This window comes from Pseudomonas sp. H1_D05 (assembly GCF_054682705.1).
The window spans coordinates 1,373,631-1,398,823 of the sequence record NZ_CP162825.1 but is presented as its reverse complement, the minus strand read 5'-3'; the positions used below and the strand labels follow the sequence as shown (position 1 = coordinate 1,398,823).

Here is a 25,193-nt window from a genome sequence, read left to right as displayed (position 1 = left end):
TAGATCCCTACAGCGCCGATTGCCTGCAACCACCGGCGGTACTTCATAACTAATCAGCCATGAATAAAGAACCGGTTACTTGAATAACTCTGTCCCGTTCGGCAGTTTCCCTTGGCCACCTTTGCTTGCGCTTGTGCAGGCGCCCGAGGGTTCAGCAACGATCATTTGTCCAGACGTCCCACGCCAAAATCGCCTTTAATCTTTCCTTAACACGCCACTTTCAGACTCTTGATCGTATTTCTCGATATTTCAAAGCAAAATTTTCCGCTTTAATTCGATAGATAACTCGCTAGTCTTGGTTCGCAGTTCTCACAGGATTTGGGCAATGCAGCTACGTAACTCTTCTTCGCGCTATGGTTGGGTCAGTATCTTCATGCACTGGGGCGTGGCGCTGGTGGTCTTCGGGCTGTTCGCGCTGGGCCTGTGGATGGTCGGGCTGGATTACTACAGCAGCTGGCGCAAAGAGGCGCCGGATCTGCACAAGAGCATCGGTCTGGTGCTGCTGGGTGTGATGGTGTTGCGGGTGCTGTGGCGCTTTATCAGCCCGCCGCCGCCGACGCTGCAAAGCTACAGCCGGATGACCCGTATCGGCGCCAAGTTCGGCCATGGGTTTCTGTATCTGGCGCTGTTCGCTGTGATGCTTGCCGGTTACCTGATTTCCACCGCAGACGGTGTCGGGATTCCGGTGTTTGGCCTGTTTGAAGTTCCTGCACTGGTTTCCGGGCTACCGGATCAGGCAGATACCGCTGGGGTGATTCATCTCTGGTTCGCGTGGGCACTGGTAATTTTTTCCGGCCTCCATGCGTTGGCAGCATTGAAGCACCACTTTATCGATCGTGATGCGACCCTGACGCGAATGCTCGGTCGCAAAGCCTGAAATTCAACCTCGACTCAAAGGAAAAGAAAGCATGTTGAAAAAGACTCTGGCCGCTCTGGCAATCGGTTCTGCACTGCTCTCGGCTGGTCAGGCCATGGCTGCGGACTACAAAATCGACAAGGAAGGCCAGCACGCCTTCGTTGACTGGAAAATCAGCCACCTGGGCTACAGCTTCATTCACGGTACTTTCAAGGATTTCGACGGTACATTCTCGTGGGATTCGGCCAAGCCTGAAGCCAGCAAGATCTCGGTTGATGTGAAAACCGCCAGCCTGTGGTCGAACCACGCTGAACGTGACAAGCACATCGCCAGCAAAGACTTCCTGGATGTTGGCAAGTTTGCTGATGCCAAGTTCGTCTCCACCGCCGTTAAATCGACCGGTGAAAAGACTGCAGACGTGACTGGCGACCTGACCCTGCACGGTGTGACCAAGCCTGTGACCTTCAAGGCTACGTTCAACGGCGAAGGCAAGGATCCATGGGGCGGCGAGCGCGCTGGCTTCAATGCCAAGACCACCCTCAACCTGAACGATTTCGGGATCAAGGGCCCAGGTCCTACCTCGCAAACTGCGGATCTGGACATCTCGCTGGAAGGCGTGAAAGTTAAATAACTTTCCTCCCGCCACACAAAAAACGCCCCCGGTCGAAAGATCGGGGGCGTTTTTTATTGCCTACGACACACACGCATCCCCTGTGGGAGCGGTGATTCAGGGGGATTCGTGGCGGCAAAAAAATGCCCCGGCTCTTGCGAGTCGGGGCATTTTATATGGCGGCGTTAACTCAGCGATTGCGGGTCAGCAATGCTGGTTTTTCGCCACGCGGGCGGCTTGGCAGTTGATCGAGCTGCTCAGGCGTCGGGAAGCGGTCGGCTTTCGATTCCTTGTGCATGATCTTCGGGCCGTTGCTGCGCGGGTTCTGCACGGCTGGCTCGCTGCGTGGCTGATCGTCACGGGCCGGACGACGATTGCGCGAGGACGAGGAGGATTCGTCGCGACGACCCGACTGACCATCACGCGGTGCGCCGTTGCGCGGGCCGCTACGCTTGGCTGGCGGGGTGCCGGTGCTCGAACCGTTGCTGTTGCGCGGACCGTTCTGACGACCCTGCGACTGACCGCCACGTGGTGCACCCGAACCTGCGCCTGCACCTTGAGCCGGTGCGCTTGGACGACGGCCACGGCCGCCGGCAGGGGCTGGTTTTGGTACGTAATCAACACGGTTACCGAAGTTATCGATATCGTCGTCGAGGAACTCGTCCGGTGCACGATCAGCCGCCGCACGTGGCGGTTGGCTCGGACGCTGTTCGCGGCTCGGAGTGCCTTCGCGCGGTTTCTGCTGACGAGCAGGGCGCTCGCCACGTTCGCCGGCCGGTTTTTCCTTGCCCTTGTCTTTGCCTTTGTCTTTACGACCGCCGCCACCGCCGCCGCCATTCGGGCCGTCGCCGCGTGGGCCACGTGGATTGCGTGGGTTACGCACGTCCGGACGCTCACGCACTTCCGGCTTCTCGGCTTCAATGGTGCTCGAATCGAAGCCCATCAGGTCGCCGTCGGCGATTTTCTGCTTGGTCATGCGTTCGATGCTTTTCAGCAGTTTCTCTTCGTCCGGGGCAACCAGCGAGATCGCCTCGCCCGAACGACCGGCACGGCCAGTACGGCCGATACGGTGCACGTAGTCTTCATCGACGTTCGGCAGTTCGAAGTTGACCACGTGTGGCAACTGATCGATGTCCAGACCGCGTGCGGCGATGTCGGTCGCAACCAGGATGCGTACCTGGTTGGCCTTGAAGTCGGCCAGCGCTTTGGTGCGCGCGTTCTGGCTCTTGTTACCGTGGATCGCTACAGCCGGCAGGCCGTGCTTGTCCAGGTACTCGGCCAGACGGTTGGCGCCGTGCTTGGTGCGGGTGAACACCAGCACCTGTTCCCACGCGCCGGCGGTGATCAGGTGCGCCAGCAGCGCACGCTTGTGGCTGGCCGGCAGACGGAACACGCGTTGTTCGATGCGCTCGACCGTGGTGTTCGGCGGCGTCACTTCGATGCGTTCCGGGTTGTGCAGCAGCTTGCCGGCGAGGTCGGTGATGTCTTTGGAGAAGGTCGCCGAGAACAGCAGGTTCTGACGCTTGGACGGCAGGCGCGCGAGGACTTTCTTCACGTCGTGCACGAAACCCATGTCGAGCATGCGGTCGGCTTCGTCGAGGACGAGGATTTCCACGTGGGACAGGTCAACGCTGCCCTGGCCGCAGAGGTCGAGCAAGCGACCCGGGCAGGCAACGAGCACGTCGACGCCACGGGACATGGCCTGAACCTGTGGGTTCATGCCGACGCCGCCGAAGATGCAGGCGCTGACGAATTTCAGGTCACGGGCGTAGATCTTGAAGCTCTCGTGAACCTGGGCCGCGAGTTCGCGGGTCGGGGTCAGGACCAGTACGCGCGGTTGGCGCGGGCCATGACGCTGGGATTTGTCCGGGTGACCGTTGGGGAACAACCGCTCCAGGATCGGAAGGGCGAAACCGCCGGTTTTACCGGTACCTGTCTGTGCCGCAACCATCAGGTCGCGACCTTGCAACACGGCGGGAATGGCCCGCTGTTGCACCGGAGTAGGCTCGGTATAGCCCGCATCTTCGATGGCGCGGACTAAAGCCTCGGAGAGACCGAGGGAAGCAAAGGACATGAGTAATCCTGTTTTAGTTAGGGCTTGGCCCAATGGGAGTCTTGCCTGGCGCGAATCACGTTTAAGAGGACGCAATCCCGTCCGGTCCTGCTGCGGTTCCGAAGGCACGTCTGGAGCGCTCGCGCGGGCTGCAAAGCTGCGCTGTAGCGGGTCGAGAGGCCTGTTACGGTTCCGGGCGTCCGGGCGTGAGCCTGGCGGGAACGCCGGAGTATAACAGAGCAATCACTGCGCGCTGCTTTCCTGCTGCTCAACGGTTTTGCCGCTGGCCGTGGCATTGCCCAGCGGCGCAGCCATGGCGGGAGCCGCGCCGTAGCGTGCGCTCAGCTCAGCGTAAGCCGGTTCGCGCTTGAATCGCTTGAGCTCGGCGCCAAATCGCTGCACCAGCAAATCCATGCCGGCATTGCGTCTAACCGCGAGAAACTGGCTCTGGCGGCTAATGACAGTGGGGTTTTCGGTGATCTGATCGCGAATATCCAGCTCATCGAGCAAGTGCTGACCGACACGGCGATCGGTGATCAGCAAGTCGATGCGACCGCGCACCAGTTTGCCGAAGTTGGCTTCGTGGGTCGGTGCCGGTTCACGGGTAAACAGTGTTGATTCGCTGAAATCGGGGCTGTACAGATAACCCGGCGAGGTGCCGATGGTCAGGCCTTTGAGCTCTTCGAGTTTGCTGAACGGGTGCGGCCGGTCGTTGGCGTAGAACAGGACGAACTCGACGTCCGACAGCGGCTCGCTCGGGTAAAGCAGGGTGGCGTCGCGCTCGTCGCTGTGAAAAATGTCCAGCGCGCCATCGGCCTGACCGGTCTCAAGCATCGACAGGCAGCGCTTCCACGGCAAGAACTGCCATTCGACTTCGATGCCCAGACGTTTGAAGACAATGGCCGTGGTTTCGTAATCCAGCCCGAGGCTTTTACCGTTCTCTTCGTAGACATAGGGCGCCCACGGCTCGGTGACAATACGCAACTTTTCGCCTCGAGCGGCGAAGCTCAGGCAAGCAAAAACCAGCACGGCGAATAACTGCGTGATCAAAGGCATGGCTTGAGATTACGACGAGAAACGCGAAAGAGCCAGAAAGTGCCTGCACAAGCTCTGTTTCGGGCCTTTAAAAGCAAAAAATCGCAGCTGCGACACCCCTGTAGGAGTTGCCGAAGACTGCGATCTTTTGATCTTTCTATGAGGCTTAACGCGGCAACTTCAGGTTATTCCAGATCGCCAGACTAGGCTCAGCCTGGTTCATGGAATAGAAGTGCAGACCCGGCGCGCCACCTTGCAGCAGGCGTTCGCACATCTCGCTGACGACTTGCTCACCAAAGCGCTGAATGCTTTGCGTGTCATCGCCGTAGGCTTCCAGTTGCTTGCGGATCCAGCGCGGGATTTCCGCACCGCAGGCATCAGAGAAGCGCGCGAGTTTGCTGTAGTTGGTGATCGGCATGATCCCCGGAACGATCGGCAGATCCACACCCTGCGCCTGCAAACGCTCGACGAAATAGAAGTAGCTGTCGGCGTTGAAGAAGTACTGGGTGATGGCGCTGTCGGCGCCGGCACGGGCCTTGCGGATGAAATTGGCCAGATCGTCTTCGTAGTTGCGTGCTTGCGGATGCATCTCCGGGTAAGCGGCAACTTCGATATGGAAATGATCACCGGTTTCTTCACGAATGAATTCAACCAGTTCATTGGCGTGACGCAGCTCACCGCTGGTCATGCCCATGCCGGATGGCAGGTCGCCACGCAGCGCGACGATACGCTTGATGCCGGCAGCCTTGTACTCGTTCAGCAGGCCGCGCAGGTCGTCCTTGCTGTCGCCGACGCACGACAGGTGCGGTGCGGCCGGTACTTTGACTTCGCTTTCCAGTTGCAGAACGGTGTTGAGGGTGCGATCACGGGTCGAACCACCAGCGCCATAGGTGCAGGAGAAGAAATCGGGATTGTACGTTGCCAACTGACGGGCAACGTTGAGCAGCTTTTCATGCCCAGCATCGGTCTTGGTCGGGAAGAACTCGAAGCTGTAGCGACGGTCTTGGGACATGGTCATACCCTTGGAAACAAGAACCTTCGAGGCGCTGCAATCCCGTGTGGGAGCGAGCCTGCTCGCGAAAGCGCCGGGTCAGACAACACGGATGCTGAATGATAAACCGCCTTCGCGAGCAGGCTCGCTCCCACAGGGAGAGCGAGCAAGCACCTGTTAGTAGCGGTAAGCGTGCGGCTTGAACGGGCCTTCGACGGTCACGCCGATGTAGTCAGCCTGTTGCTTGGTCAGTTGGGTGACCACGCCGCCGAAGCCGCGAACCATTTCCAGAGCCACTTCTTCGTCGAGTTTCTTCGGCAGTACTTCAACGGTCAGACGCTCGGCTTTCTGGGCTGGCGACAGGTCGGCGTACTTCTGGCCGAACAGGAAGATCTGTGCCAGAACCTGGTTGGCGAACGAACCGTCCATGATGCGGCTTGGGTGGCCAGTGGCGTTACCCAGGTTAACCAGACGGCCTTCGGCCAGCAGGATCAGGTAGTCGTCGTTCTGCGCGTCGAACGCGCCCGGGCCGGTACGGTGGATCTTGTGTACCTGTGGCTTCACTTCTTCCCATGCCCAGTTCTTGCGCATGAAAGCGGTGTCGATTTCGTTGTCGAAGTGACCGATGTTGCAGACAACAGCGCGCTTCTTCAGGGCTTTGAGCATGTTCGCGTCGCAAACATTGACGTTACCGGTGGTGGTCACGATCAGGTCGATCTTGCCCAGCAGCGCTTTGTCGATGCTCGCTTCGGAACCGTCGTTGATACCGTCGATGAACGGCGAAACCAGTTCGAAACCGTCCATGCATGCTTGCATGGCGCAGATCGGGTCAACTTCGGAGACTTTAACGATCATGCCTTCCTGACGCAGCGACTGAGCCGAACCCTTGCCCACGTCACCGTAACCGATGACCAGCGCTTGCTTGCCGGACAGCAGGTGGTCGGTACCACGCTTGATCGCGTCGTTCAGGCTGTGACGGCAGCCGTACTTGTTGTCGTTCTTGGACTTGGTCACCGAGTCGTTGACGTTGATGGCCGGGATTTTCAGCTCGCCTTTGGCCAGCATGTCCAGCAGACGGTGTACGCCGGTGGTGGTTTCTTCGGTCACGCCGTGAACGCGATCCAGTACTTGTGGGTACTTGTCGTGCAGCAGCTGAGTCAGGTCGCCGCCGTCGTCGAGGATCATGTTGGCGTCCCATGGCTGGCCATCCTTCAGGATGGTCTGCTCCAGGCACCACTCGTACTCTTCTTCAGTTTCGCCTTTCCAGGCGAAAACCGGGATACCGGCAGCAGCGATAGCGGCAGCAGCCTGATCCTGAGTCGAGAAAATGTTGCAGGACGACCAGCGTACTTCGGCACCCAGGGCAACCAGGGTTTCGATCAGCACGGCAGTCTGAATGGTCATGTGGATGCAGCCGAGGATCTTGGCGCCTTTCAACGGCTGTTCGCCGGAGTACTTGCGACGCAGACCCATCAGGGCCGGCATTTCCGATTCGGCGATGATGGTTTCGCGACGGCCCCAGGCAGCCAGGGACATGTCGGCAACTTTGTAATCGTTAAAATCTGCAGGCGTGATAACAGCGCTCATGAAGAGCCTCCATTCGTAATGTATGCGAATGGGCGCCGTTGTGCGTTTAGTGTCCGGCCTGAGCCAGTCAACGCCCCATCCGAGCCTGACAGGTTGAACCTGCTGCAGCGCCCCTCGGACAGGTGGCGGGAAAACGGTAGCAAGTGAACGTTACCGTTTTGAAACGGGGGCGATTATAGCCGTCTAGACTGATCTTCCAAAGGGTTTCTGTCGGCCAGATGAAGATCGTTAATGACGACCATAGTCGAAGCCGCATGGAGCCTGACCGCTCAGTCTGCCAAGATACCGTCCATCGTTCGGCAAGACACTCAGGAGTGAAGATGAATTTCCACACCCGCAAATGGGTAAAACCCGAAGACCTCAACCCCAACGGCACCCTGTTCGGTGGCAGCCTGTTGCGCTGGATCGACGAAGAAGCGGCGATTTACGCGATCGTCCAGTTGGGCAACCAGCGCGTGGTGACCAAGTACATTTCCGAAATCAATTTCGTCAGCGCCTCGCGCCAGGGCGACATCATCGAACTGGGTATCACTGCCACCGAGTTCGGCCGCACCTCGATCACCCTCACCTGCGAAGTGCGCAACAAAATCACCCGCAAGAGTATTCTGACGGTTGAGAAGATGGTTTTCGTGAATCTGGGCGAAGACGGCTTGCCCGCACCGCACGGGCGCACTGAAATCAAATATGTGAAAGATCAGTTCCAGGAAGATGAGTTAGTCACCAAATAACATCGGCGGTGCTTTCTTCGCGAGCAAGCTCGCTCCCACAAGGATCACGCTGTACCTGTGGGAGCGAGCTTGCTCGCGAAAGCGGTTGTCCTGTCACCGAAGATTGATCAGGCCACTGAACAGCCATGAACCGCCGGGGTCGTAGGTAAACACCACCCCCACGGTTCCCACGCCATGACCACCCCCACCGACGGCAAGACCCCCGATCTCTCGGCCGATGAGCAACACGAAGTCGAGAAAAGCCAGCCGCCCCGCGCGGCCGTTCTGCATGAAATCATCCGCACCCAAGGCGATCAGGAACTGGAACGCAGCATCGCCGCGCTCTGGTGGTCGGCGTTGGCGGCGGGGTTGACCATGGGCCTGTCATTGATGGGCATGGGCCTGCTCAATTCGCGTCTGCCCGAAGGTGACGAGTTCAAGGTAATCGCCAGTTTCGGCTACTGCGCAGGCTTCCTCGCGGTGATCCTCGCCCGCCAGCAACTGTTTACCGAAAACACCTTGACCGCCGTATTGCCGGTCATGACCAAGCCGACCCTGAAAAACTTCGGCCGGTTGATCCGCCTGTGGACAGTGGTTTTGGTCGGTAATCTGTGCGGGACGATTCTGGTTGCGTACGTGATGCTCGAACTGCCGATCTTCGACACCAAGACTGACCACGCCTTCCTCGAAATTGGCCGCAAGGTGATGGAGAACCACGCCAGTCAGATGTTCGCCAAAGGCATCGTTTCCGGCTGGATGATCGCCACCATGGTCTGGATGATCCCGTCCATGGAGAGCGCGAAGATGTGGATCATCATCCTCATCACTTATCTGATGGCGCTCGGCGATTTCACCCATATTGTGGTGGGTTCAGCGGAAGTGTCGTATCTGGTGTTTGCCGGCGAGTTGCCGTGGAGCGATTTCTGGATGGTCTTCGCAGGTCCCACGTTGGCGGGGAATATCATTGGTGGCAGCTTTATCTTTGCGCTGATCAGCCATGCGCAGATTCGCAGCGAGAGCGGTGCGCCTAAGGAGCCTGCGGATCAGGCCGGGAAACCTGAACCGCAGGAGATCAAAAAATGATCAGTGGTGAGCGGCTTCGCTGATGGTCACGGACTCGTTGCGAGTTGCGTACTTGACCAGTTTGCCGATGGTCAGACCCTGCAACAGGATCGATGACAGCACCACGATGTAAGTGATGCTCAGCAGCAGATCGCGCTCCGGGCCCAATGGCAGGGCCAGCGCCAGTGCCACCGAAACACCGCCGCGCAAACCGCCCCAGGTCAGAATCCGGATGGTGCCGGCCGGCACCGTCCGCCAGCGGCGCAGCAGGACAATCGCCGGGGCCACGGTGAGCAGGCGCGACAGCAGAATCGCCACCGCCAACAAACCTGCCGCGGCCATGTGCAACCAGTTGAATGGCAGCAGCAACAGCTCCACGCCGATCAGCGCGAACAGCAGCGCGTTGAGCATGTCATCGAGCAATTCCCAGAAACCGTCGAGATAACGACGGGTCATGTCATTCATCGCCAGATTGCGCCCGACGTTACCGATGATCAGACCTGCGACCACCATCGCAATCGGTGCGGAAACGTGAATCTCGGTAGACATCGCCGAACCACCAATGACCAGCGCCAGCGTCAGCATCACGGTGATTTGATGCTGCTCGACGCTTTTGATCATTCGATAAACCAGATAACCGATCAGGCCGCCAAACAGCACGCCGCCAATCGCTTCGTGAACGAACAACATCGCGGTGGCGCTGATGGTCGGGGTTTCGCCAAGTTGGGCGATGCCCAGCAACACGGTGAACACCACCACGGCTGTGCCGTCGTTGAACAGCGACTCGCCGACGATGGTGGTTTTCAGCGGTTTCGAGGCATTGGCGGTACGCAGCACGCCGAGCACCGCGATGGGGTCGGTCGGCGAAATCAGCGCGCCGAACAACAGGCAGTACAGGAAACTCACGTGCCAGCCGAACAGGGCGAAAATGTAATAGGCGAGGCTGCCGATCACCGTGGTGGCAATCAATACGCCGAAGGTCGCCAGCAGGCCGATGGGCCAGCGGTAGCTGCGCAAATCATTGAGGTTGACGTGCAGGGCGCCGGCGAACAGCAGGAACGAGAGCATCCAGTTCATCAGCAGATCGCCGAAGTCGATCTGGCCAATCAGTTGCTGCACGCGTTCTTCGAGACCGGGGTAACCGAGCACGCTCAGGCCTTGCAGGATCAGCGAGAACAGTAGCGCGGTGACCATCACGCCGATGGTCGGCGGCAGGCCGATGAAGCGGAAATTGACGAAGGTGAGGAGGGTGGTGAGGCAGATGAAAGCGGCGACAAGTTCAAGCATCCGGGGTCCTTTGGATGAGGGGTGAGTGGAGCGCGCCCGATGTTTGGGCGCAGGGGTTTGATGGGCTGAGAGCGACAGAGGGCACAAGCTTCCCTCACCCCAGCCCTCTCCCGGAGGGAGAGGGAGCCGACCTTATTGTCTTGTGGCATGCATCGACCTGAATAACCGAGTCGATTATGGATTCGGCAATGCGCGTTCAGGTCGGCGTACTTCTGAAGCATCCCCCATTCAGTCCCCTCTCCCTCTGGGAGAGGGTTAGGGTGAGGGCTAGCCGGACACATTGACCGCAGCCGCTTCGCGACGTTGCAGATAGATGAAAAACAGCGCCGTCAGCACCGTCAATACACCGACCAGCGCACCCGTCCATGGCAAGTCCGCCAGATCCGCGCCACTGGCCACCACCAGTCCGCCGATCCACGCACCCGCTGCGTTGCCAAGGTTGAATGCGCTCTGGTTCAACGTCGAGCCCAGGTTCGGTGCTTCATGCGCCTGATCGATGATCAGCAGTTGCAGAATCGGGCACAGCGCAAAAGCGAAAATCCCCCACAGCACCAGCGTGATTGCCGCTGGCACCACCGAGCGACTGGTCTGACTGAACGCCGCCAGAATCACCACCACCGCCAAGGCCACACCGACCAGCGACGGCAACAAACGGCTATCAGCCAGACGCCCGCCGAGCATGCTGCCACCGGTCAAACCGACGCCGAACAACAGCAACATCACCGTCACGCCATGCGGGCTGACGCCGGTGATGTCCTGGAGGATCGGCGCGATATAGGTAAACACGCTGAACAGACTGGTCGACGCGAGCACACTCATGCCCAGAGCCAGCAACACGTTGACCTTGCCCAGTACCTTGAATTCGCTGGCGAGGTTGGCCTTGTCCATGGGGATGTGTTTTGGCAGCCACAACCATTGCGCGAGCGCCGCAATCACACCAATCACCGACACCGCCCAGAACGTCGAGCGCCAGCCGGCATACTGCCCGAGCGCCGTGCCCAGCGGCACGCCGAGAACGTTGGCCAAGGTCAGGCCGGTGAACATCATTGCAATCGCCTGCGCGCGTTTGTTCGGTGCGACCAGCCCGGCGGCAACCACCGAGCCAATGCCGAAGAACGCGCCGTGACAGAGGGCTGTGACCACACGAGCGGCCATCAGCGTCGCGTAGTTGGGCGCCAGTGCGCAGAGGATGTTGCCGAGGATGAACATCAGCGTCATGCCCAGCAACGTTGCTTTGCGCGGCATGTTTGCGGTGCCGATCGCCAGGATCGGGGCGCCGAAGACCACGCCCAGGGCGTAGCCGGTAATCAGCAGGCCCGCATGGGGAATACTCACGGAGAGGTCCCGGGCGACATCGGGCAGCAGGCCCATGATGACGAATTCAGTGGTGCCGATGCCGAACGCGGCAACAGCGAGTGCAAGCAAGGCGAGTGGCATGCGCAAGGTCTCTGTCGATAGTCTTGACGCTTTGATCAGGCATACGCAGGCCGACGACCGATCTCGATGGAGGGCGGTGCAGGCAGGGATTATTGGTATTTTTCTGTGCGCAACTGAGTGCGGCGTGGTCGCTTGCAGTATAAACAGCTGCTGACACATCGCGAATCAATAATCTGACTAATTGGCTCGCTAACAACAATAAGGAGTGGAACGTGCTGGCGACAGCTTTGGTATTGATGGCGGCGCTGTTGCATGCGACGTGGAATACGTTAATCAAGTTCAGCGCCGAGCGACTGTTGGTAGTGGCGTGCATGGACACCGTGGCGCTGCTGGTCGTTGCCATCGCGTTTCCATTCGTAAGCTTGCCGCCCATGGAAATCTGGCCATGGATTCTCGCTTCGGCAGCCTTTGAGCTGCTGTATCGCTACCTGCTGATTCAAGCCTACCGGGTCGGCGATCTCGGGCTGGTATATCCGCTGATGCGTGGATTATCGCCTTTGGTGGTGCTCGCGCTGACCCTGATCTTCGCGGGAGAGGTGCTCACCACGCAGCAAATCTTCGGCATCATGCTGATCCCGTTCGGCATGGTTTGTCTGCTATGGCAGGGTGGCGGTGGCAAGCATTTGCCATGGTCGATGCTGCCGGTGGTGGCGCTGATCGGCCTGTGCATCGGCTGCTACACCTACATTGATGGCCAGGCGTTGCGGCGCTGGTCCCATCCTTTGGATTATCTGGTCTGGGTCACGCTGCTCAGCGCCTGGCCGTTTCCGCTGTTGGCGTGGGTCGCCAAGCGTCCGGCGTTCATGTTGTTCTGGCGTGAGCAATGGAAGCTGGGGTTGGCGGTGGGCTTCTGCGTATTGGCCAGCTACGCTCTGGTGCTGTGGGCGATGCAATTGGGCTCGATTGCGGAGGCGGCGGCATTGCGCGAGATCAGCGTGATTCTGGTAGTGCTGTTCGGTATGCGTTACCTCAAAGAACCTTTTGGCCGGCCGCGGCTCTTAGCCTGTGGGCTGGTACTGATCGGCATGCTGGTAATGAAGTTCTGACCGCTCGCGAACTCTAAAACTCGAAAAAGGACGGCGTTATGACGGTGGCTCTGTGGTGTGTGTTGATTGCGATTTTCCTGCCGTATATCTGCACTGGCGTAGCGAAAGCCGTGGGCGGCTACCGGCTGAGTGATAACCACGATCCGCGCGACTTTCTCGAAAGTCTCAACGGTGTGGCGAGGCGTGCCCATGCCGCGCAGATGAACAGCTTTGAAGTGACGCCGGCATTTGCGGCGGCAGTGATTGTTGCGCACCTGGTGGGGACGGCGGAGCTGGTGACGGTCAATGTGCTGGCGGTGCTGTTTATCACCAGTCGCCTGCTCTACATCATTTGCTACCTGGCGGACTGGGCGATCCTGCGCTCGCTGGTGTGGTTTGTGGGGATGGGGTTGATTGCTTCGTTCTTCTTTGTGTCTGTTTGATTATCGGTGTTGCTGATGGCCTCATCGCGAGCAGGCTCACTCCTACATTTTGGAATGCGTTCCCCTGTAGGAGTGAGCCTGCTCGCGATAGCTATCTGATTACCTCAGCAGATTCCAAGGGTTACTTCTTCTCTGTATCAGCCACCTGCGGCACTTGCGGCAGCGCTGCGCCTTTGGGCCAAAGCATCCAGATCTGCCCCTGCTGTTTCATGTCTCCGGCCAGTTGCCCGGCCGCATCACCGGTGCCCCAGAACAGATCCGCACGCACCTCGCCGGCAATCGCGCCGCCGGTATCCTGTGCCGCCACCGGGCGAACCAGTGCCGTGCCATCCGGTTTTGTCGTCGACAGCCACAGCAGGCTGCCCAACGGAATCACCTTGCGATCCACTGCCGCGCTATAACCGGCAGTCAACGGCACGTTCAGCGAACCGCGCGGGCCTTCGTTGCTGTCCGGGTTGCGCGTGAAGAACACGTAGCTCGGGTTGCTGCCCAGCAGTTCCGGAATGCGCGAAGGATTGGCCTTGGCCCAGTTGCTGATCGCGCTCATGGTCACGTCTTCTTTCTTCAGCTCGCCTTGCTCGACCAGCCAGCGCCCGATTGGGCGATACGGATGGCCGTTCTGATCGGCGTAAGCGATGCGCAACTGTTTGCCGTCCTCGGTCTGAATTCGCCCGGAACCCTGGATCTGCAGGAATTGCAGATTCATCGGGTCGGTCAGGTAGGCAACCACCGGAGCTTTTACACCTTTGGATTCAATGGTGGCGGCATCGTCGTAAGGCTTGAGCACGCGACCTTCGAGGCGGCCGCGCAGGCGTTTGCCTTTCAGCTCCGGGTAAATGCTGTCCAGCGAGACAATGATCATGTCTTCGGGCACGCCGTACACCGGCACATTGGCCGTGTCGGTGGGAGTCAGGCTGCCGGGGTAGACCGGTTCGTAGTAACCGGTGATCAAACCGTTCGGGTTGTCGTTTTCAGCGCGCAGGCCGTAAACGTCGAGGTTTTGCTTAAGGAAGGCGCGAATCTCGCCAGCACTTTGTGGCACGTTGGCCGCAGCGGCGCAGGTGGAGCCCCATACGGCATCAGCTTTGAGTCGGGTGCAGGCGCTACGCCACGAACCGAAACCGGCGACCAGATCGCTATCGGATACTGCCGGCAGTGCTTCCCAGGTGGCGCTGGAATAAGTGGCCAGTGCGTGGGTTTTTGGTTTGGCGCTATCACCGCCAGTGCAGCCAGCGAGAATTGCCACTAGAGGCAGGGATGCGATCAGCGGGTGACGCCAGGCCTTGAAAGGGCTGTTCATGGAGTAATTCCTGTGCCGGTTGACCGAGTGCTCCATGCGCTCGAGCAACCCGTATTTTTAATAGGGCTATTGGTGTTTGGCGGTGACGCGAGGATACTGGCCGCCGAATTCCGTGACCTGAAGCCACCATGACTCTTAAAAGCATTTCTGTTGTATTGCTGGCCTGTCTGACCTTGTCCGCCTGTGGCGGTGTCGATCCGAATTCTCCACTGGGCCAACGCAAGGCGATCTTCAAACAGATGCTCAAGACCGGTGAAGATCTGGGAGGCATGTTGCGTGGGCGCATTCCGTTCGACGGGCCGAAATTCGCCGAGGGCGCGGTCAAGCTTGATGCGTTGTCCCATGAGCCGTGGAAGCACTTCCCGCAGGTTCGCGAAGAAGATCACACCAGCGCCAAGGACGATGTCTGGAAACAACAGGCACGTTTTCAGGAAATGGCCCGCAACCTTGAAGCCGCCACCGGTGAATTGGTGATTGCCAGCCAGGTGCAGCCGTACAAGGCCAGCAATCTCGGGCCTGCGGTGCAGAAAGTTGAAGATGCCTGCAGCGCTTGTCATAAACAGTTTCGCGATCATTGATATTTAAAAGATCGCAGCCTGCGGCAGCTCCTGCCCTGATCAAGGAGCTGCCGCAGGCTGCGATCTTTTGATTTTTACTTATCGATTTCGTCCAGCGCGTCCTGAAGTTCTTTGCGCGATTCGGCGAGTTTGTCTTTGCGCTTGTTGATCTTCTCTGGATCGCCTTTCTTCATCGCCTTGTCGAGATCAGCCTGGCGCTTGCTCACTTCGTGCTTGGCGTCGAGCACCTTGTTTTCGCGTTCTTTCTTCAGGCCCGCGTCGGTGCAGTGTTCGGTGACCTCACGCAGGGCAGTTTCCGGGCCTGCCTGCTGATCAGCGTTGCCGCGCGACTTGGCCTGTTCGATCTGGTTCATGATGCCTTGCTTCTTGGCCGCGCAACCGGTCAGGCCCGGGGCGTCTTCGTCGGCCATGACAGGGGCGGCCATCACGCCACAAAGGGTCAGCATGGCGAGCGGTGCGAGAAATTTCATAAAAGCTCCATGTGCAAAGGCAATCGGGTCGGGGCGGCACTGCGCTGTTGGAGCGCCTCGGTGGTGGTTGGGTTCCCGGGGTACCGGGATTGCGTGCTCAGAAACCGTCGATGCCGGCGTTCCGCAAGGTATCGCTCAAGGCTAACACCTGCGGGTCGCGGAAGAAGGCGCTCAATTGCGCTGCGCGACCGGGGCCGATACCGGGTTCTGCCTGCCATTGTTCGGTGTCTCGTTGTGCCAGCGCCTGCCATGAATCGGGGAGTTGTGCCTCACCGCTTGGCGGCAAGCCCAAAGCCTTGAGCCACTGAGCGAAGGGCCGTTGGCGGGCGCTGTGAAAACTGTGCATCAGGCGGGCGCTGCTGCGTTCGCCAAAGCCGGCAATGTTAGCAAGCTCCGGCTCATCAAGGGTCAACCAATCCAGCAGGTTATTCAGGCGGCCTGTTTCGAAAAGTTTCTCCCAGGTGCCGCGACCGACATGCTGCATCGCCAGTCCCTGCTTGCCACTGAGCCAGGTCAAGCGGGCGAGAAACTGGCTTTCGCAACCAGGGGTAGGTTGCCAGCAACTCAAGGTATGGAAGTCGTCGGCGTTGGGGAGGTTGATCTCTGCCCGCTCGGCGGTTCGCAGCACGACGCCGTCGAGCCGGGGAATGGTCAGGCCGGCGAGGCTGATGGCGACCTGATCACCAGGACGAATATCCAGTGCCTGCCAGCGTTTTAGCGAACTGGCGCTGACCCGTTTTATCTCTCGGTCATCGAGCCTGACCGGGTTCAGCTCGATCACCGGGGTGATGCGCCCGGTGCGCCCGATCTTGAAATTGACCTTGCGGACTTCGGCCAGTACCTGCGCGAATGGGTATTTCCAAGCGATGGCCCAGTAGGGAGCACGTGCCTGCCAGCGTTCGGCGGGTGGGCGCTGACCCTGACGCAGAACCACGCCGTCGGTTGCGAAGGGAAGGGGTGAGCGATACCAGTGATCGCGCCATTTCTGCGCCTCTGCGAGTTCGCTGACCGGTTGGCTGTAAGGTTCCGTCGTGGCGAAACCCAGCGTCGCCAATCCGGTTATTCGCTTGGGCAAGTCCAGGGGGCTTTGCGGCCAGTCCCAGGCGAAGAATCCGATTCCGGCGGCTTGTTCTGTATTCAGGAATTTACGCCCCATCAATCCGGCGACGGTGGCGCGAGCGTTGACGCTGCCGGATTTGGCTTGCACGTGTTCGTTCAAGCGCCAATAAAGTTCGCCTTGTACCAGCAGGTCCAGCGGTTGCGTCAGGCGTTGCGGAATGGCGGCGATCTTTTGCACTGATGGCGTCCAGTCCTGGCCCCGAATCCCGTCACCACGACTGATGGCCTGATGCAGAACGCCTGCGCGGTAAATCAGCGTCACCGCGACGCCGTCGATCTTGGGTTGTACCCAGACATTCCGGCGGTCGCGTAGCCACGCTTCCACGGCGGCTGCTTCGTGTAATTTATCCAGGCCGGTATGGGCGATGGGGTGTGTGATTGAACCTGAGGTGGTGCGCAGTGGCACAGGTGCGGGTGGCAGATCGAAGCAGCGCTGCCACTCACTTAAGCGCAGACGTGACTGATCGTAGAGTTCGTCGGCAACCAGCGAGCGGCCTTCGCGGTGATAGGCGTCGTCCCATTGGTTGATCTGTTTGTGCAGGGCGGTGATTTCGCTTTTTGCTTGAGTAGCTGGCCATTTCGGGCAATCGGCGTGGGCGTTGAGGGCCGTACAGGCCACGAGGAAAACAAACAGCAGGCGCAGCGCGACAAGCATGGTGAGCGTCCTTGCTCAGGGGGAATGCTTGAAGGTTAGAAGACAATCTGGAGCGTGGTAGACGGGGTGTTTTGCGGGGTGTGTCTGGCCGGAAATTGATGTCGGTTCGGCTGGCCCCTTCGCGAGCAAGCTCGCTCCCACAGGGGGGGGCGAGTTCAAAACTGTATTTCAGGCATGAAAAAGCCCCGCACGGGGCGAACCGTGCGGGGCTTTTTTGTACCGCCAGGGAGTCTTACAGACCAGCAGCAGAGCGCAGGGCGTCGGCGCGGTCGGTTTTTTCCCAGGTGAACGTGGTGAAGGTGTCTTCGCCAACGGTCTTGGTCTCTGACGCGCGACCGAAGTGGCCGTACGCTGCAGTTTCCTGGTACATCGGGTGCAGCAGGTCGAGCATAGTGGTGATTGCGTATGGACGCAGGTCGAACACTTCACGCACCAGTTTGACGATCTTGTCATCGCTGATCTTGCCGGTGCCGAAGGTGTTCAGCGAGATCGAAGTAGGCTGAGCCACACCGATCGCGTAGGAAACCTGAATCTCGCAACGCTCGGCCAGGCCGGCCGCGACGATGTTCTTGGCAACATAACGGCCAGCGTAGGCAGCCGAACGGTCAACCTTCGATGGATCTTTACCGGAGAACGCGCCACCGCCGTGACGGGCCATGCCGCCGTAGCTGTCGACGATGATCTTGCGACCGGTCAGACCGCAGTCACCTACCGGGCCGCCAATGATGAACTGGCCGGTCGGGTTGATGTGAAACTGGGTGTCTTTGCTCAGCAGTTCGGCAGGCAGCACGTGCTTGACGATCAGCTCCATCACGCCTTCGCGCAGGTCTTTGTACGACACTTCAGGGTTGTGCTGGGTCGACAGAACAACCGCGTCGATACCGACAACCTTGCCGCCTTCGTAACGGCAAGTCACTTGCGACTTGGCGTCCGGGCGCAGCCAAGGCAGCAGACCCGATTTACGGGCTTCGGCCTGGCGCTGCACCAACTGGTGCGAGAAGGTGATCGGCGCTGGCATCAGCACGTCGGTTTCGTTGCTGGCGTAGCCGAACATCAGGCCCTGGTCGCCGGCGCCCTGATCTTCAGGCTTGGCACGGTCAACACCCTGGTTGATGTCTGGGGACTGCTTGCCGATGATGTTCATCACGCCGCACGTCGCGCCGTCGAAGCCGACTTCGGAGCTGGTGTAGCCGATGTCGCAGATGACGTCACGAACGATCTGCTCCAGGTCGACCCAGGCGCTGGTGGTCACTTCACCGGCAACGATGGCCACGCCGGTCTTGACCAGGGTTTCCACGGCAACGCGTGCGTGTTTGTCCTGGGCAATAATGGCGTCCAGCACCGCATCGGAAATCTGGTCGGCGATTTTGTCCGGATGTCCTTCGGACACGGACTCGGAGGTGAAGAGGGAGTATTCGCTCATCTCGATGTTTTCCTGAATTTACCGATGGTGAGTGTCGCCAGCCGGTCGCTGAAAATGGCGGACCTGGATCTGGAAACCATTACGTAAGCCTACATAGAGGCTTTCCCCGGGAACGAGTCCCGCAGCGGTGGCCCAACGGGCCAAATCGTCCTGTTCAAACCCCAACCACAGATCACCGCAGGCCTCCCTGGCCCAACTCTGGTTGTGGCTACATAACTCTGTCACGAGCAGGCTACCGCCCGGTTGCAGCAGGTTGGCCATATGCTTGAGTGCGTCGGCCGGCGCGGCGAAATGGTGCAACACCATGTTCAACACCACGCAATCGGCCGTAAGGCTTGTGCCATTCAATGCATCGGCCAATTGCAGGCTGACGTTAGCCAGCTGTTCACGTTCACATACCTGGCGCGCCAGTTCGAGCATCGCCGGGCTGTTGTCCAGCGCGGTTACGGTGCCGAAGCGACGGGCCAGTTCCGGCAAAAAAGCACCATCGCCGGGGCCGACTTCAATGGCCGTGGCTGCACCATCGAAGTTCAGTTTGTCGAGCAGGGCCAGCACGCTGTCACGGTATTGCGGCAGGCCTGCGATCAAGTCTTGCTGGGCACGGAATTTTTCCGCCACCCGGGTGAAAAAGTCCTGACTGGCGGCGGCACGTTGGCCGTGAACCTGTTCGATGCGCGCTTGCACGTCGTCAGGCAGTGCCAGGTTGTCGACTTCTTCTAACAATGCAGCGTGCAGCTTGCCGCCGAGCAATTCGGTGTGGGGCAGGGCGCGGCGATAAAAGATCGCGTTGCCTTCGCGGCGCGTCGCCACCAGATCAGCCTGGGCCAGCACCTTGAGGTGGTGACTCATACCGGACTGACCAATGCCGAAAATCTGCGCCAGCTCCAGCACGCCGAACGAATCGTTGGCCAGCGCGCGCAATACATTCAGGCGCAGCGGATCGCCGCCGGCCTTGCACAGGGCCGCCAGCTCGTCGCAATCGTCATGGCGAATGGAAGGCACGCGTAAGTTCATAGGGCTGGCAGTCTAGAGAGGGGGGCAAATCATCGCAAGGCCAATATCAAAAAGTTTTGATATTGCTCGATAAATGGCACTTCTCCCGAAACGGTTAACTCTACAAACGAACAGCGGAAAGGTTTCACCTACCGAAACCACTGCTATCCATTGGAAAAACGCCTCCGGATGACTATCTGTCATTGCCCCGAGGCGCTCCGGTGAGGGAAAATGCCCTCCTTTTTTCCGTTTCAATCTATTCACACCCAGGAGATCAGCGATGCCTAGCCGTCGTGAGCGTGCCAACGCCATTCGTGCCCTCAGCATGGATGCCGTGCAAAAAGCCAACAGCGGCCATCCCGGTGCCCCTATGGGTATGGCAGATATCGCCGAAGTGCTTTGGCGCGACTACCTCAAGCACAACCCGAGCAATCCATCGTTCGCCGACCGTGACCGCTTCGTGCTGTCCAACGGCCATGGCTCGATGTTGATCTACTCGCTGCTGCACCTGACCGGTTACGACCTGTCGATCGAAGACCTCAAGCAGTTCCGTCAACTGCACAGCCGCACCCCGGGCCACCCTGAATTCGGTTACACCCCGGGCGTTGAAACCACCACCGGCCCGCTGGGTCAGGGCCTGGCCAACGCCGTCGGTTTCGCTCTGGCAGAAAAAGTCCTGGCAGCGCAGTTCAACCGCCCAAACCACAACATCGTTGACCACCACACCTACGTGTTCCTGGGTGATGGCTGCATGATGGAAGGCATTTCCCACGAAGTCGCATCCTTGGCTGGCACTCTGGGTCTGGGCAAGCTGATCGCTTTCTACGATGACAACGGCATCTCCATCGACGGCGAAGTCGAAGGCTGGTTCACCGATGACACGCCGAAGCGTTTCGAAGCCTACAACTGGCAAGTGATCCGCAACGTTGACGGTCACGACCCGGAAGAGATCAAGACCGCCATCGAAACCGCGCGCAAGAGCCCGCTGCCGACCCTGATCTGCTGCAAGACCACCATCGGTTTCGGTTCGCCAAACAAGCAGGGCAAAGAAGACTGCCATGGCGCTCCACTGGGTGATGCGGAAATCGCGCTGACCCGTCAGGCGCTGAACTGGAACCACGGCCCGTTCGAAATCCCGGCCGACATCTATGCCGAGTGGGATGCCAAGGAAAAAGGTCGCGCGGCCGAAGCCGAGTGGGATCAGCGTTTCGCTGCCTACTCCGCTGCATTCCCGACCGAAGCCAACGAACTGGTGCGTCGTCTGAGCGGTGAGCTGCCGGCCGATTTCTCCGAAAAAGCTTCGGCTTACATCGCTGAAGTTGCGGCCAAAGGCGAAACCATCGCCAGCCGTAAAGCCAGCCAGAACACCCTGAACGCGTTCGGCCCGTTGCTGCCGGAACTGCTCGGCGGCTCCGCTGACCTGGCCGGTTCCAACCTGACCCTGTGGAAAGGTTGCAAAGGCGTCAGCGCTGAAGATGCCAGCGGCAACTACATGTACTACGGCGTGCGCGAATTCGGCATGACCGCAATCATGAACGGCGTGACCCTGCACGGCGGCCTGGTGCCTTACGGCGCGACCTTCCTGATGTTCATGGAATACGCCCGCAACGCCGTGCGCATGTCCGCGCTGATGAAGAAGCAAGTGATCCACGTCTACACCCACGACTCCATCGGTCTGGGCGAAGACGGCCCGACGCACCAGCCGATCGAGCAACTGACCAGCCTGCGTACCACACCGAACCTCGACACCTGGCGTCCAGCCGATGCCGTTGAATCGGCAGTGGCCTGGAAAAATGCGCTGGAACGCAAGGACGGCCCATCGGCGCTGATCTTCTCGCGTCAGAACCTGCAACACCAGGAACGCGATGCCGGCCAGATTGCCGACATCAGCCGTGGCGGTTACGTGCTGAAGGACTGCGCAGGCGAGCCTGAGCTGATCCTGATCGCCACCGGTTCGGAAGTCGGTCTGGCTGTTCAGGCGTTCGACAAGCTGACCGAACAAGGTCGCAAGGTGCGTGTGGTCTCCATGCCGTGCACCAGTGTTTTCGATGCTCAGGACGCTGGCTACAAACAAGCCGTGCTGCCGTTGCAGGTCAGCGCACGTATTGCAATCGAAGCGGCACACGCCGACTTCTGGTTCAAGTACGTGGGTCTGGAAGGTCGCGTGATTGGCATGACCACTTACGGCGAATCGGCTCCGGCTTCGGCACTGTTCGAAGAGTTCGGTTTTACCCTGGAAAACATCCTGGGTCAGGCTGAAGAACTGCTGGAAGACTGATCCAGAAAAGATGTCGTCTGAGCTGACGCCTTCGCGAACAAGCTCGCTCCCACATTGGAACGCATTTCCCTGTGGGAGCGAGCTTGCTCGCGAAAGCGTTGGTTCGGGCAACATCGCACTGCCTGATTCACCACGGTAATCGAGAACCCCATGCCTCAACCGCGTCCCTTCAAAGTTGCACTCAACGGCTACGGCCGCATTGGTCGTTGCGTCTTGCGTGCGTTGTTTGAGCGAGGCGAGAAAGCCGGGTTTGAAATTGTCGCGATCAACGATCTGGCGGACATGGCCAGCATCGAATACCTGACACGCTTCGACTCCACTCACGGCCGTTTTCCGGGCGAGGTGCGAGTAGAAGGCGATTGTCTGCATATTAATGGCGACTGCGTGAAGGTCCTGCGCAGTGCCACCCCCGAAGGCATCGATTGGGCGTCACTGGGCGTCGATCTGGTGCTTGAATGTTCCGGTGCCTACAACACTCGTGAAGACGGCCAGCGCTTTCTCGACGCTGGTGCGCCGCGTGTGCTGTTCTCGCAGCCAATGGCCAGCGAGGCGGATGTCGACGCCACCATCGTCTATGGCGTCAATCAGGACTGCCTGACCGGCGACGAACTGCTGGTGTCCAACGCCTCCTGCACCACCAACTGCGGCGTGCCGCTGTTGCGCTTGCTCGACAAGGCGATCGGCCTCGATTACGTGTCGATCACTACGATTCACTCGGCGATGAACGATCAGCCAGTGATCGACGCCTATCACCATGAAGACCTGCGCCGCACCCGTTCGGCGTTCCAGTCGGTGATCCCGGTGTCCACCGGTCTGGCGCGCGGCATCGAGCGCCTGCTGCCGGAACTTGCCGGGCGAATTCAGGCCAAAGCCGTACGCGTGCCGACGGTCAACGTGTCCTGCCTCGACATCACGATGCAGACCGCCACCGCGACCGACGCCAATGAGGTCAACCGGATCCTGCGCGAAGCCGCCACCAGCGGCCCGCTCAAAGGCCTGCTCGCCTATACCGAGTTGCCGCACGCCAGTTGTGATTTCAACCATGACCCACATTCGGCCATCGTCGATGCCAGTCAGACCCGTGTTTCCGGCCCTAAGCTGGTGAACATCCTGGCCTGGTTCGACAACGAATGGGGTTTTGCCAACCGAATGCTGGACGTAGCAGAACACTATCTGCAAACAGCAACTTCAAAAAAACCGTAGGAAGTGCGACCCATGACCGTGTTGAAGATGTCCGACCTCGATCTGCAAGGTAAGCGCGTATTGATCCGCGAAGACCTCAACGTCCCAGTCAAGGACGGTGTTGTCACCAGCGATGCGCGTATCCTGGCTTCGCTGCCGACCATCAAGCTGGCCCTGGAAAAAGGCGCGGCCGTGATGGTCTGCTCGCACCTTGGCCGTCCGACCGAAGGCGAATTCTCTGCCGAGAACAGCCTCAAGCCTGTCGCTGACTACCTGAGCAAGGCCCTGGGCCGCGAAGTGCCGCTGGTGGCTGATTATCTGGGCGGCGTGGACGTCAAGGCCGGCGACATCGTGCTGTTCGAAAACGTGCGCTTCAACAAAGGCGAGAAAAAGAACGCTGACGAACTGGCCCAGCAATACGCTGCTCTGTGCGACGTGTTCGTGATGGACGCTTTCGGCACCGCTCACCGCGCCGAAGGTTCGACCCACGGCGTGGCCAAGTTCGCCAAGGTTGCGGCTGCTGGTCCACTGCTGGCCGCTGAACTGGATGCACTGGGCAAAGCCCTTGGCGCACCGGCTCAGCCAATGGCTGCCATTGTTGCCGGCTCCAAGGTGTCGACCAAACTCGACGTGCTGAACAGCCTGAGCCAGATCTGCGATCAACTGATCGTCGGCGGCGGCATCGCCAACACTTTCCTCGCGGCGGCCGGTCACCCGGTTGGCAAGTCGCTGTACGAACCGGATCTGCTCGACACCGCACGCGCCATCGCTGCCAAAGTCAGCGTGCCACTGCCGGTTGACGTAGTGGTTGCCAAAGAGTTCGCTGAAACCGCAGAAGCCACCGTCAAGCTGATTGCTGACGTCGCGGCTGACGACATGATTCTGGACATCGGCCCGCAAACCGCTGCCAACTTCGCCGAATTGCTGAAATCGTCGAAAACCATTCTGTGGAACGGTCCGGTCGGCGTGTTTGAATTCGACCAGTTCGGTAACGGCACCAAAGTGCTGGCTCAGGCCATCGCTGAAAGCTCGGCATTCTCGATTGCTGGCGGTGGCGATACCTTGGCCGCGATCGATAAATATGGCGTGGCTGAGCAAATCTCCTACATTTCCACCGGTGGTGGCGCGTTCCTCGAATTCGTCGAAGGCAAAGTGCTGCCCGCCGTTGAAGTCCTGGAAAGCCGGGCCAAGGCCTGAGGCCGCCCGTTTGGCCAGGCAAAGGAGTGTTTACATGGTCAAGTCGTTAGCACTGTTGTTGCTGACCGGTACGCTGGCGGCCTGCGGGAGTAACCCGAAGGCCGAGGCTACGCCGGCGCCGAGCGAGTCGCAGAAGGCCTGCTATCAGGCCGACTGGCAGGCCGAAACCAACCTGGTGCTGAACAAGCGCTCGGGCCCGGACGGCTTGGACAAATACGAGACGCAAACCCCGGCCAAGGAACATGGTTGTCCTTGACGGGTCTGACTGTTTAACTCAGGGCTGGCGGCGTGCGCCGTCAGTCGAGGAACACGGATGAAAGGCTTGATCGCCATTGCGGCGTTGGCATTGTTGGGCGGTTGCGCGCAGTTGAACCTGTTTCAGTCGTCTGCCCCGGCGGACAACTGGACCACCTGGACCTGCGACAGCCAGGCCAAAGTGCTGTGGCGTTACGCCGATGCCGGCCAGAAGGAAGTCGACGTGCGACTGGGTGGCGGTGATCAGGTCTATCGCCTGAAAGAAGAACCGGGCGCCTCGGGCACGCTGTACAGCGACGGCATGCTGGCGTTTCACGTCAAGGGAGAGGAAGGCCTGGTGTACTGGGTCGCCACCAATGACCTGATCGGCCGCGGCTGCAAAGCGCAGTAATTGACACAACACAGATCCAATGTGGAAACCGATCCAACTGTGGGAGCGAGCTTGCTCGCGAAAGCGGTGGATCAGCTTGCATCAATGCTGAATGCCAAGCCGCATTCGCGAGCAAGCTCGCTCCCACAGGGGTTCTGTGTAGCTCTCAGGATTTTGCTTTATCGAATCACCAGACCGGGCCTCAACCCCCGATCTGCAATCACTTGAATAGCCGCCGCCGCTCCGGCAGGCTGGCACGATTAACGACCCTCAACCGGGA

23 protein-coding genes and 1 riboswitch are annotated in these 25,193 nt (G+C 59.5%); of the genes, 12 read left to right on the top strand and 11 right to left on the bottom strand.

The genetic code is table 11. From position 1 onward, the window contains the following. The first annotated feature begins 325 nt into the window (after positions 1–325). Together AB4O11_RS06385 and AB4O11_RS06380 are read left to right on the top strand one after the other, a co-directional pair. Positions 326–877 carry a cytochrome b gene (locus AB4O11_RS06385; RefSeq protein WP_460130358.1) on the top strand — a complete coding sequence of 184 codons (552 nt, stop codon included), beginning with the start codon at positions 326–328 and terminating at the stop codon, positions 875–877. Positions 878–908: 31 nt separating this feature from the next. After that, on the top strand, positions 909–1,487 hold the full coding sequence (locus AB4O11_RS06380) for a YceI family protein (protein ID WP_038358767.1): 579 nt from the start codon (positions 909–911) through the stop codon (positions 1,485–1,487). A 169-nt stretch (positions 1,488–1,656) separates the two neighbouring features. On the opposite strand, the gene AB4O11_RS06375 is transcribed toward AB4O11_RS06380, so the two are convergent. The 4 genes from AB4O11_RS06375 to ahcY form a co-directional block, all read right to left on the bottom strand. Then, the gene (locus AB4O11_RS06375; protein ID WP_460130357.1) at positions 1,657–3,540 is read right to left on the bottom strand and encodes a DEAD/DEAH box helicase; all 1,884 of its coding nucleotides are present in this window, start codon (positions 3,538–3,540) and stop codon (positions 1,657–1,659) included. Positions 3,541–3,762: 222 nt separating this feature from the next. Further along, the gene (locus AB4O11_RS06370; protein WP_460089148.1) at positions 3,763–4,575 is read right to left on the bottom strand and encodes a substrate-binding periplasmic protein; all 813 of its coding nucleotides are present in this window, start codon (positions 4,573–4,575) and stop codon (positions 3,763–3,765) included. A 145-nt stretch (positions 4,576–4,720) separates the two neighbouring features. Continuing rightward, on the bottom strand, positions 4,721–5,566 hold the full coding sequence (metF, locus tag AB4O11_RS06365) for a methylenetetrahydrofolate reductase [NAD(P)H] (protein ID WP_093429977.1): 846 nt from the start codon (positions 5,564–5,566) through the stop codon (positions 4,721–4,723). A 156-nt stretch (positions 5,567–5,722) separates the two neighbouring features. Next, positions 5,723–7,132: an adenosylhomocysteinase gene (ahcY, locus tag AB4O11_RS06360; protein WP_064388105.1), complete on the bottom strand. Its 1,410-nt coding sequence runs from the start codon at positions 7,130–7,132 to the stop codon at positions 5,723–5,725. A gap of 23 nt (positions 7,133–7,155) precedes the next feature. Continuing rightward, positions 7,156–7,254, bottom strand: a riboswitch (S-adenosyl-L-homocysteine riboswitch). 198 nt (positions 7,255–7,452) lie between these two features. On the opposite strand from ahcY, the gene AB4O11_RS06355 reads away from it, so the two are divergent. Beyond that, complete coding sequence (locus AB4O11_RS06355; RefSeq protein WP_016984776.1) at positions 7,453–7,860, top strand: acyl-CoA thioesterase; 408 nt, start codon at positions 7,453–7,455, stop codon at positions 7,858–7,860. A gap of 174 nt (positions 7,861–8,034) precedes the next feature. Next, a complete protein-coding gene (locus AB4O11_RS06350; protein ID WP_093429857.1) occupies positions 8,035–8,922 on the top strand; it encodes a formate/nitrite transporter family protein in 888 nt (295 codons plus the stop codon). Here the strand turns inward: AB4O11_RS06350 and AB4O11_RS06345 are convergent, their stop codons facing one another. Both AB4O11_RS06345 and AB4O11_RS06340 read right to left on the bottom strand, forming a co-directional pair. Continuing rightward, the gene (locus tag AB4O11_RS06345; RefSeq protein WP_460130356.1) at positions 8,923–10,188 is read right to left on the bottom strand and encodes a cation:proton antiporter; all 1,266 of its coding nucleotides are present in this window, start codon (positions 10,186–10,188) and stop codon (positions 8,923–8,925) included. A 267-nt stretch (positions 10,189–10,455) separates the two neighbouring features. Next, positions 10,456–11,625 carry an MFS transporter gene (locus tag AB4O11_RS06340; protein ID WP_093429859.1) on the bottom strand — a complete coding sequence of 390 codons (1,170 nt, stop codon included), beginning with the start codon at positions 11,623–11,625 and terminating at the stop codon, positions 10,456–10,458. A 212-nt stretch (positions 11,626–11,837) separates the two neighbouring features. Here AB4O11_RS06340 and AB4O11_RS06335 point away from each other — a divergent pair, with 212 nt between their 5' ends. Further along, positions 11,838–12,671 carry an EamA family transporter gene (locus tag AB4O11_RS06335; protein WP_093429860.1) on the top strand — a complete coding sequence of 278 codons (834 nt, stop codon included), beginning with the start codon at positions 11,838–11,840 and terminating at the stop codon, positions 12,669–12,671. 38 nt (positions 12,672–12,709) lie between these two features. Next, entirely contained in the window at positions 12,710–13,093 is a 384-nt protein-coding gene (locus AB4O11_RS06330; RefSeq protein ID WP_008081053.1) for an MAPEG family protein, read from the top strand. A 121-nt stretch (positions 13,094–13,214) separates the two neighbouring features. Here the strand turns inward: AB4O11_RS06330 and mltA are convergent, their stop codons facing one another. Next, on the bottom strand, positions 13,215–14,393 hold the full coding sequence (gene mltA, locus AB4O11_RS06325) for a murein transglycosylase A (RefSeq protein WP_460130355.1): 1,179 nt from the start codon (positions 14,391–14,393) through the stop codon (positions 13,215–13,217). 128 nt (positions 14,394–14,521) lie between these two features. On the opposite strand from mltA, the gene AB4O11_RS06320 reads away from it, so the two are divergent. Then, positions 14,522–14,971 (top strand): c-type cytochrome, encoded by a 450-nt coding sequence (locus AB4O11_RS06320; RefSeq protein ID WP_093429862.1) that lies wholly within the window; start codon positions 14,522–14,524, stop codon positions 14,969–14,971. Positions 14,972–15,045: 74 nt separating this feature from the next. Here AB4O11_RS06320 and AB4O11_RS06315 read toward each other — a convergent pair whose 3' ends face one another. The 4 genes from AB4O11_RS06315 to AB4O11_RS06300 all read right to left on the bottom strand — a co-directional run bounded on the left by AB4O11_RS06315 (position 15,046) and on the right by AB4O11_RS06300 (position 19,652). After that, complete coding sequence (locus tag AB4O11_RS06315; RefSeq protein ID WP_460130354.1) at positions 15,046–15,441, bottom strand: DUF1090 domain-containing protein; 396 nt, start codon at positions 15,439–15,441, stop codon at positions 15,046–15,048. Between the two features lie 97 nt (positions 15,442–15,538). Continuing rightward, positions 15,539–17,215 (bottom strand): NAD-dependent DNA ligase LigB, encoded by a 1,677-nt coding sequence (ligB, locus tag AB4O11_RS06310; RefSeq protein WP_460130353.1) that lies wholly within the window; start codon positions 17,213–17,215, stop codon positions 15,539–15,541. Between the two features lie 232 nt (positions 17,216–17,447). Beyond that, entirely contained in the window at positions 17,448–18,638 is a 1,191-nt protein-coding gene (gene metK, locus AB4O11_RS06305; protein WP_093429865.1) for a methionine adenosyltransferase, read from the bottom strand. A gap of 18 nt (positions 18,639–18,656) precedes the next feature. Continuing rightward, positions 18,657–19,652, bottom strand: coding sequence for an ArsR/SmtB family transcription factor (locus AB4O11_RS06300; protein ID WP_093429866.1), 996 nt, complete (start codon positions 19,650–19,652; stop codon positions 18,657–18,659). A gap of 259 nt (positions 19,653–19,911) precedes the next feature. Between AB4O11_RS06300 and tkt the strand changes: the two genes are divergently transcribed. The 5 genes from tkt (at position 19,912) to AB4O11_RS06275 (ending at position 24,934) form a co-directional block, all read left to right on the top strand. Then, positions 19,912–21,909, top strand: a complete 1,998-nt coding sequence (tkt, locus tag AB4O11_RS06295; protein WP_093429867.1) for a transketolase — start codon at positions 19,912–19,914, stop codon at positions 21,907–21,909. Between the two features lie 150 nt (positions 21,910–22,059). Beyond that, on the top strand, positions 22,060–23,112 hold the full coding sequence (gene epd, locus AB4O11_RS06290; RefSeq protein ID WP_064388120.1) for an erythrose-4-phosphate dehydrogenase: 1,053 nt from the start codon (positions 22,060–22,062) through the stop codon (positions 23,110–23,112). Between the two features lie 12 nt (positions 23,113–23,124). Continuing rightward, positions 23,125–24,288 (top strand): phosphoglycerate kinase, encoded by a 1,164-nt coding sequence (locus AB4O11_RS06285; RefSeq protein WP_007913753.1) that lies wholly within the window; start codon positions 23,125–23,127, stop codon positions 24,286–24,288. A gap of 34 nt (positions 24,289–24,322) precedes the next feature. Continuing rightward, positions 24,323–24,544, top strand: a complete 222-nt coding sequence (locus AB4O11_RS06280) for a hypothetical protein (RefSeq protein ID WP_460130352.1) — start codon at positions 24,323–24,325, stop codon at positions 24,542–24,544. Positions 24,545–24,601: 57 nt separating this feature from the next. Next, positions 24,602–24,934: an MliC family protein gene (locus tag AB4O11_RS06275; RefSeq protein ID WP_016987235.1), complete on the top strand. Its 333-nt coding sequence runs from the start codon at positions 24,602–24,604 to the stop codon at positions 24,932–24,934. The last annotated feature ends 259 nt before the right edge of the window (positions 24,935–25,193 follow it).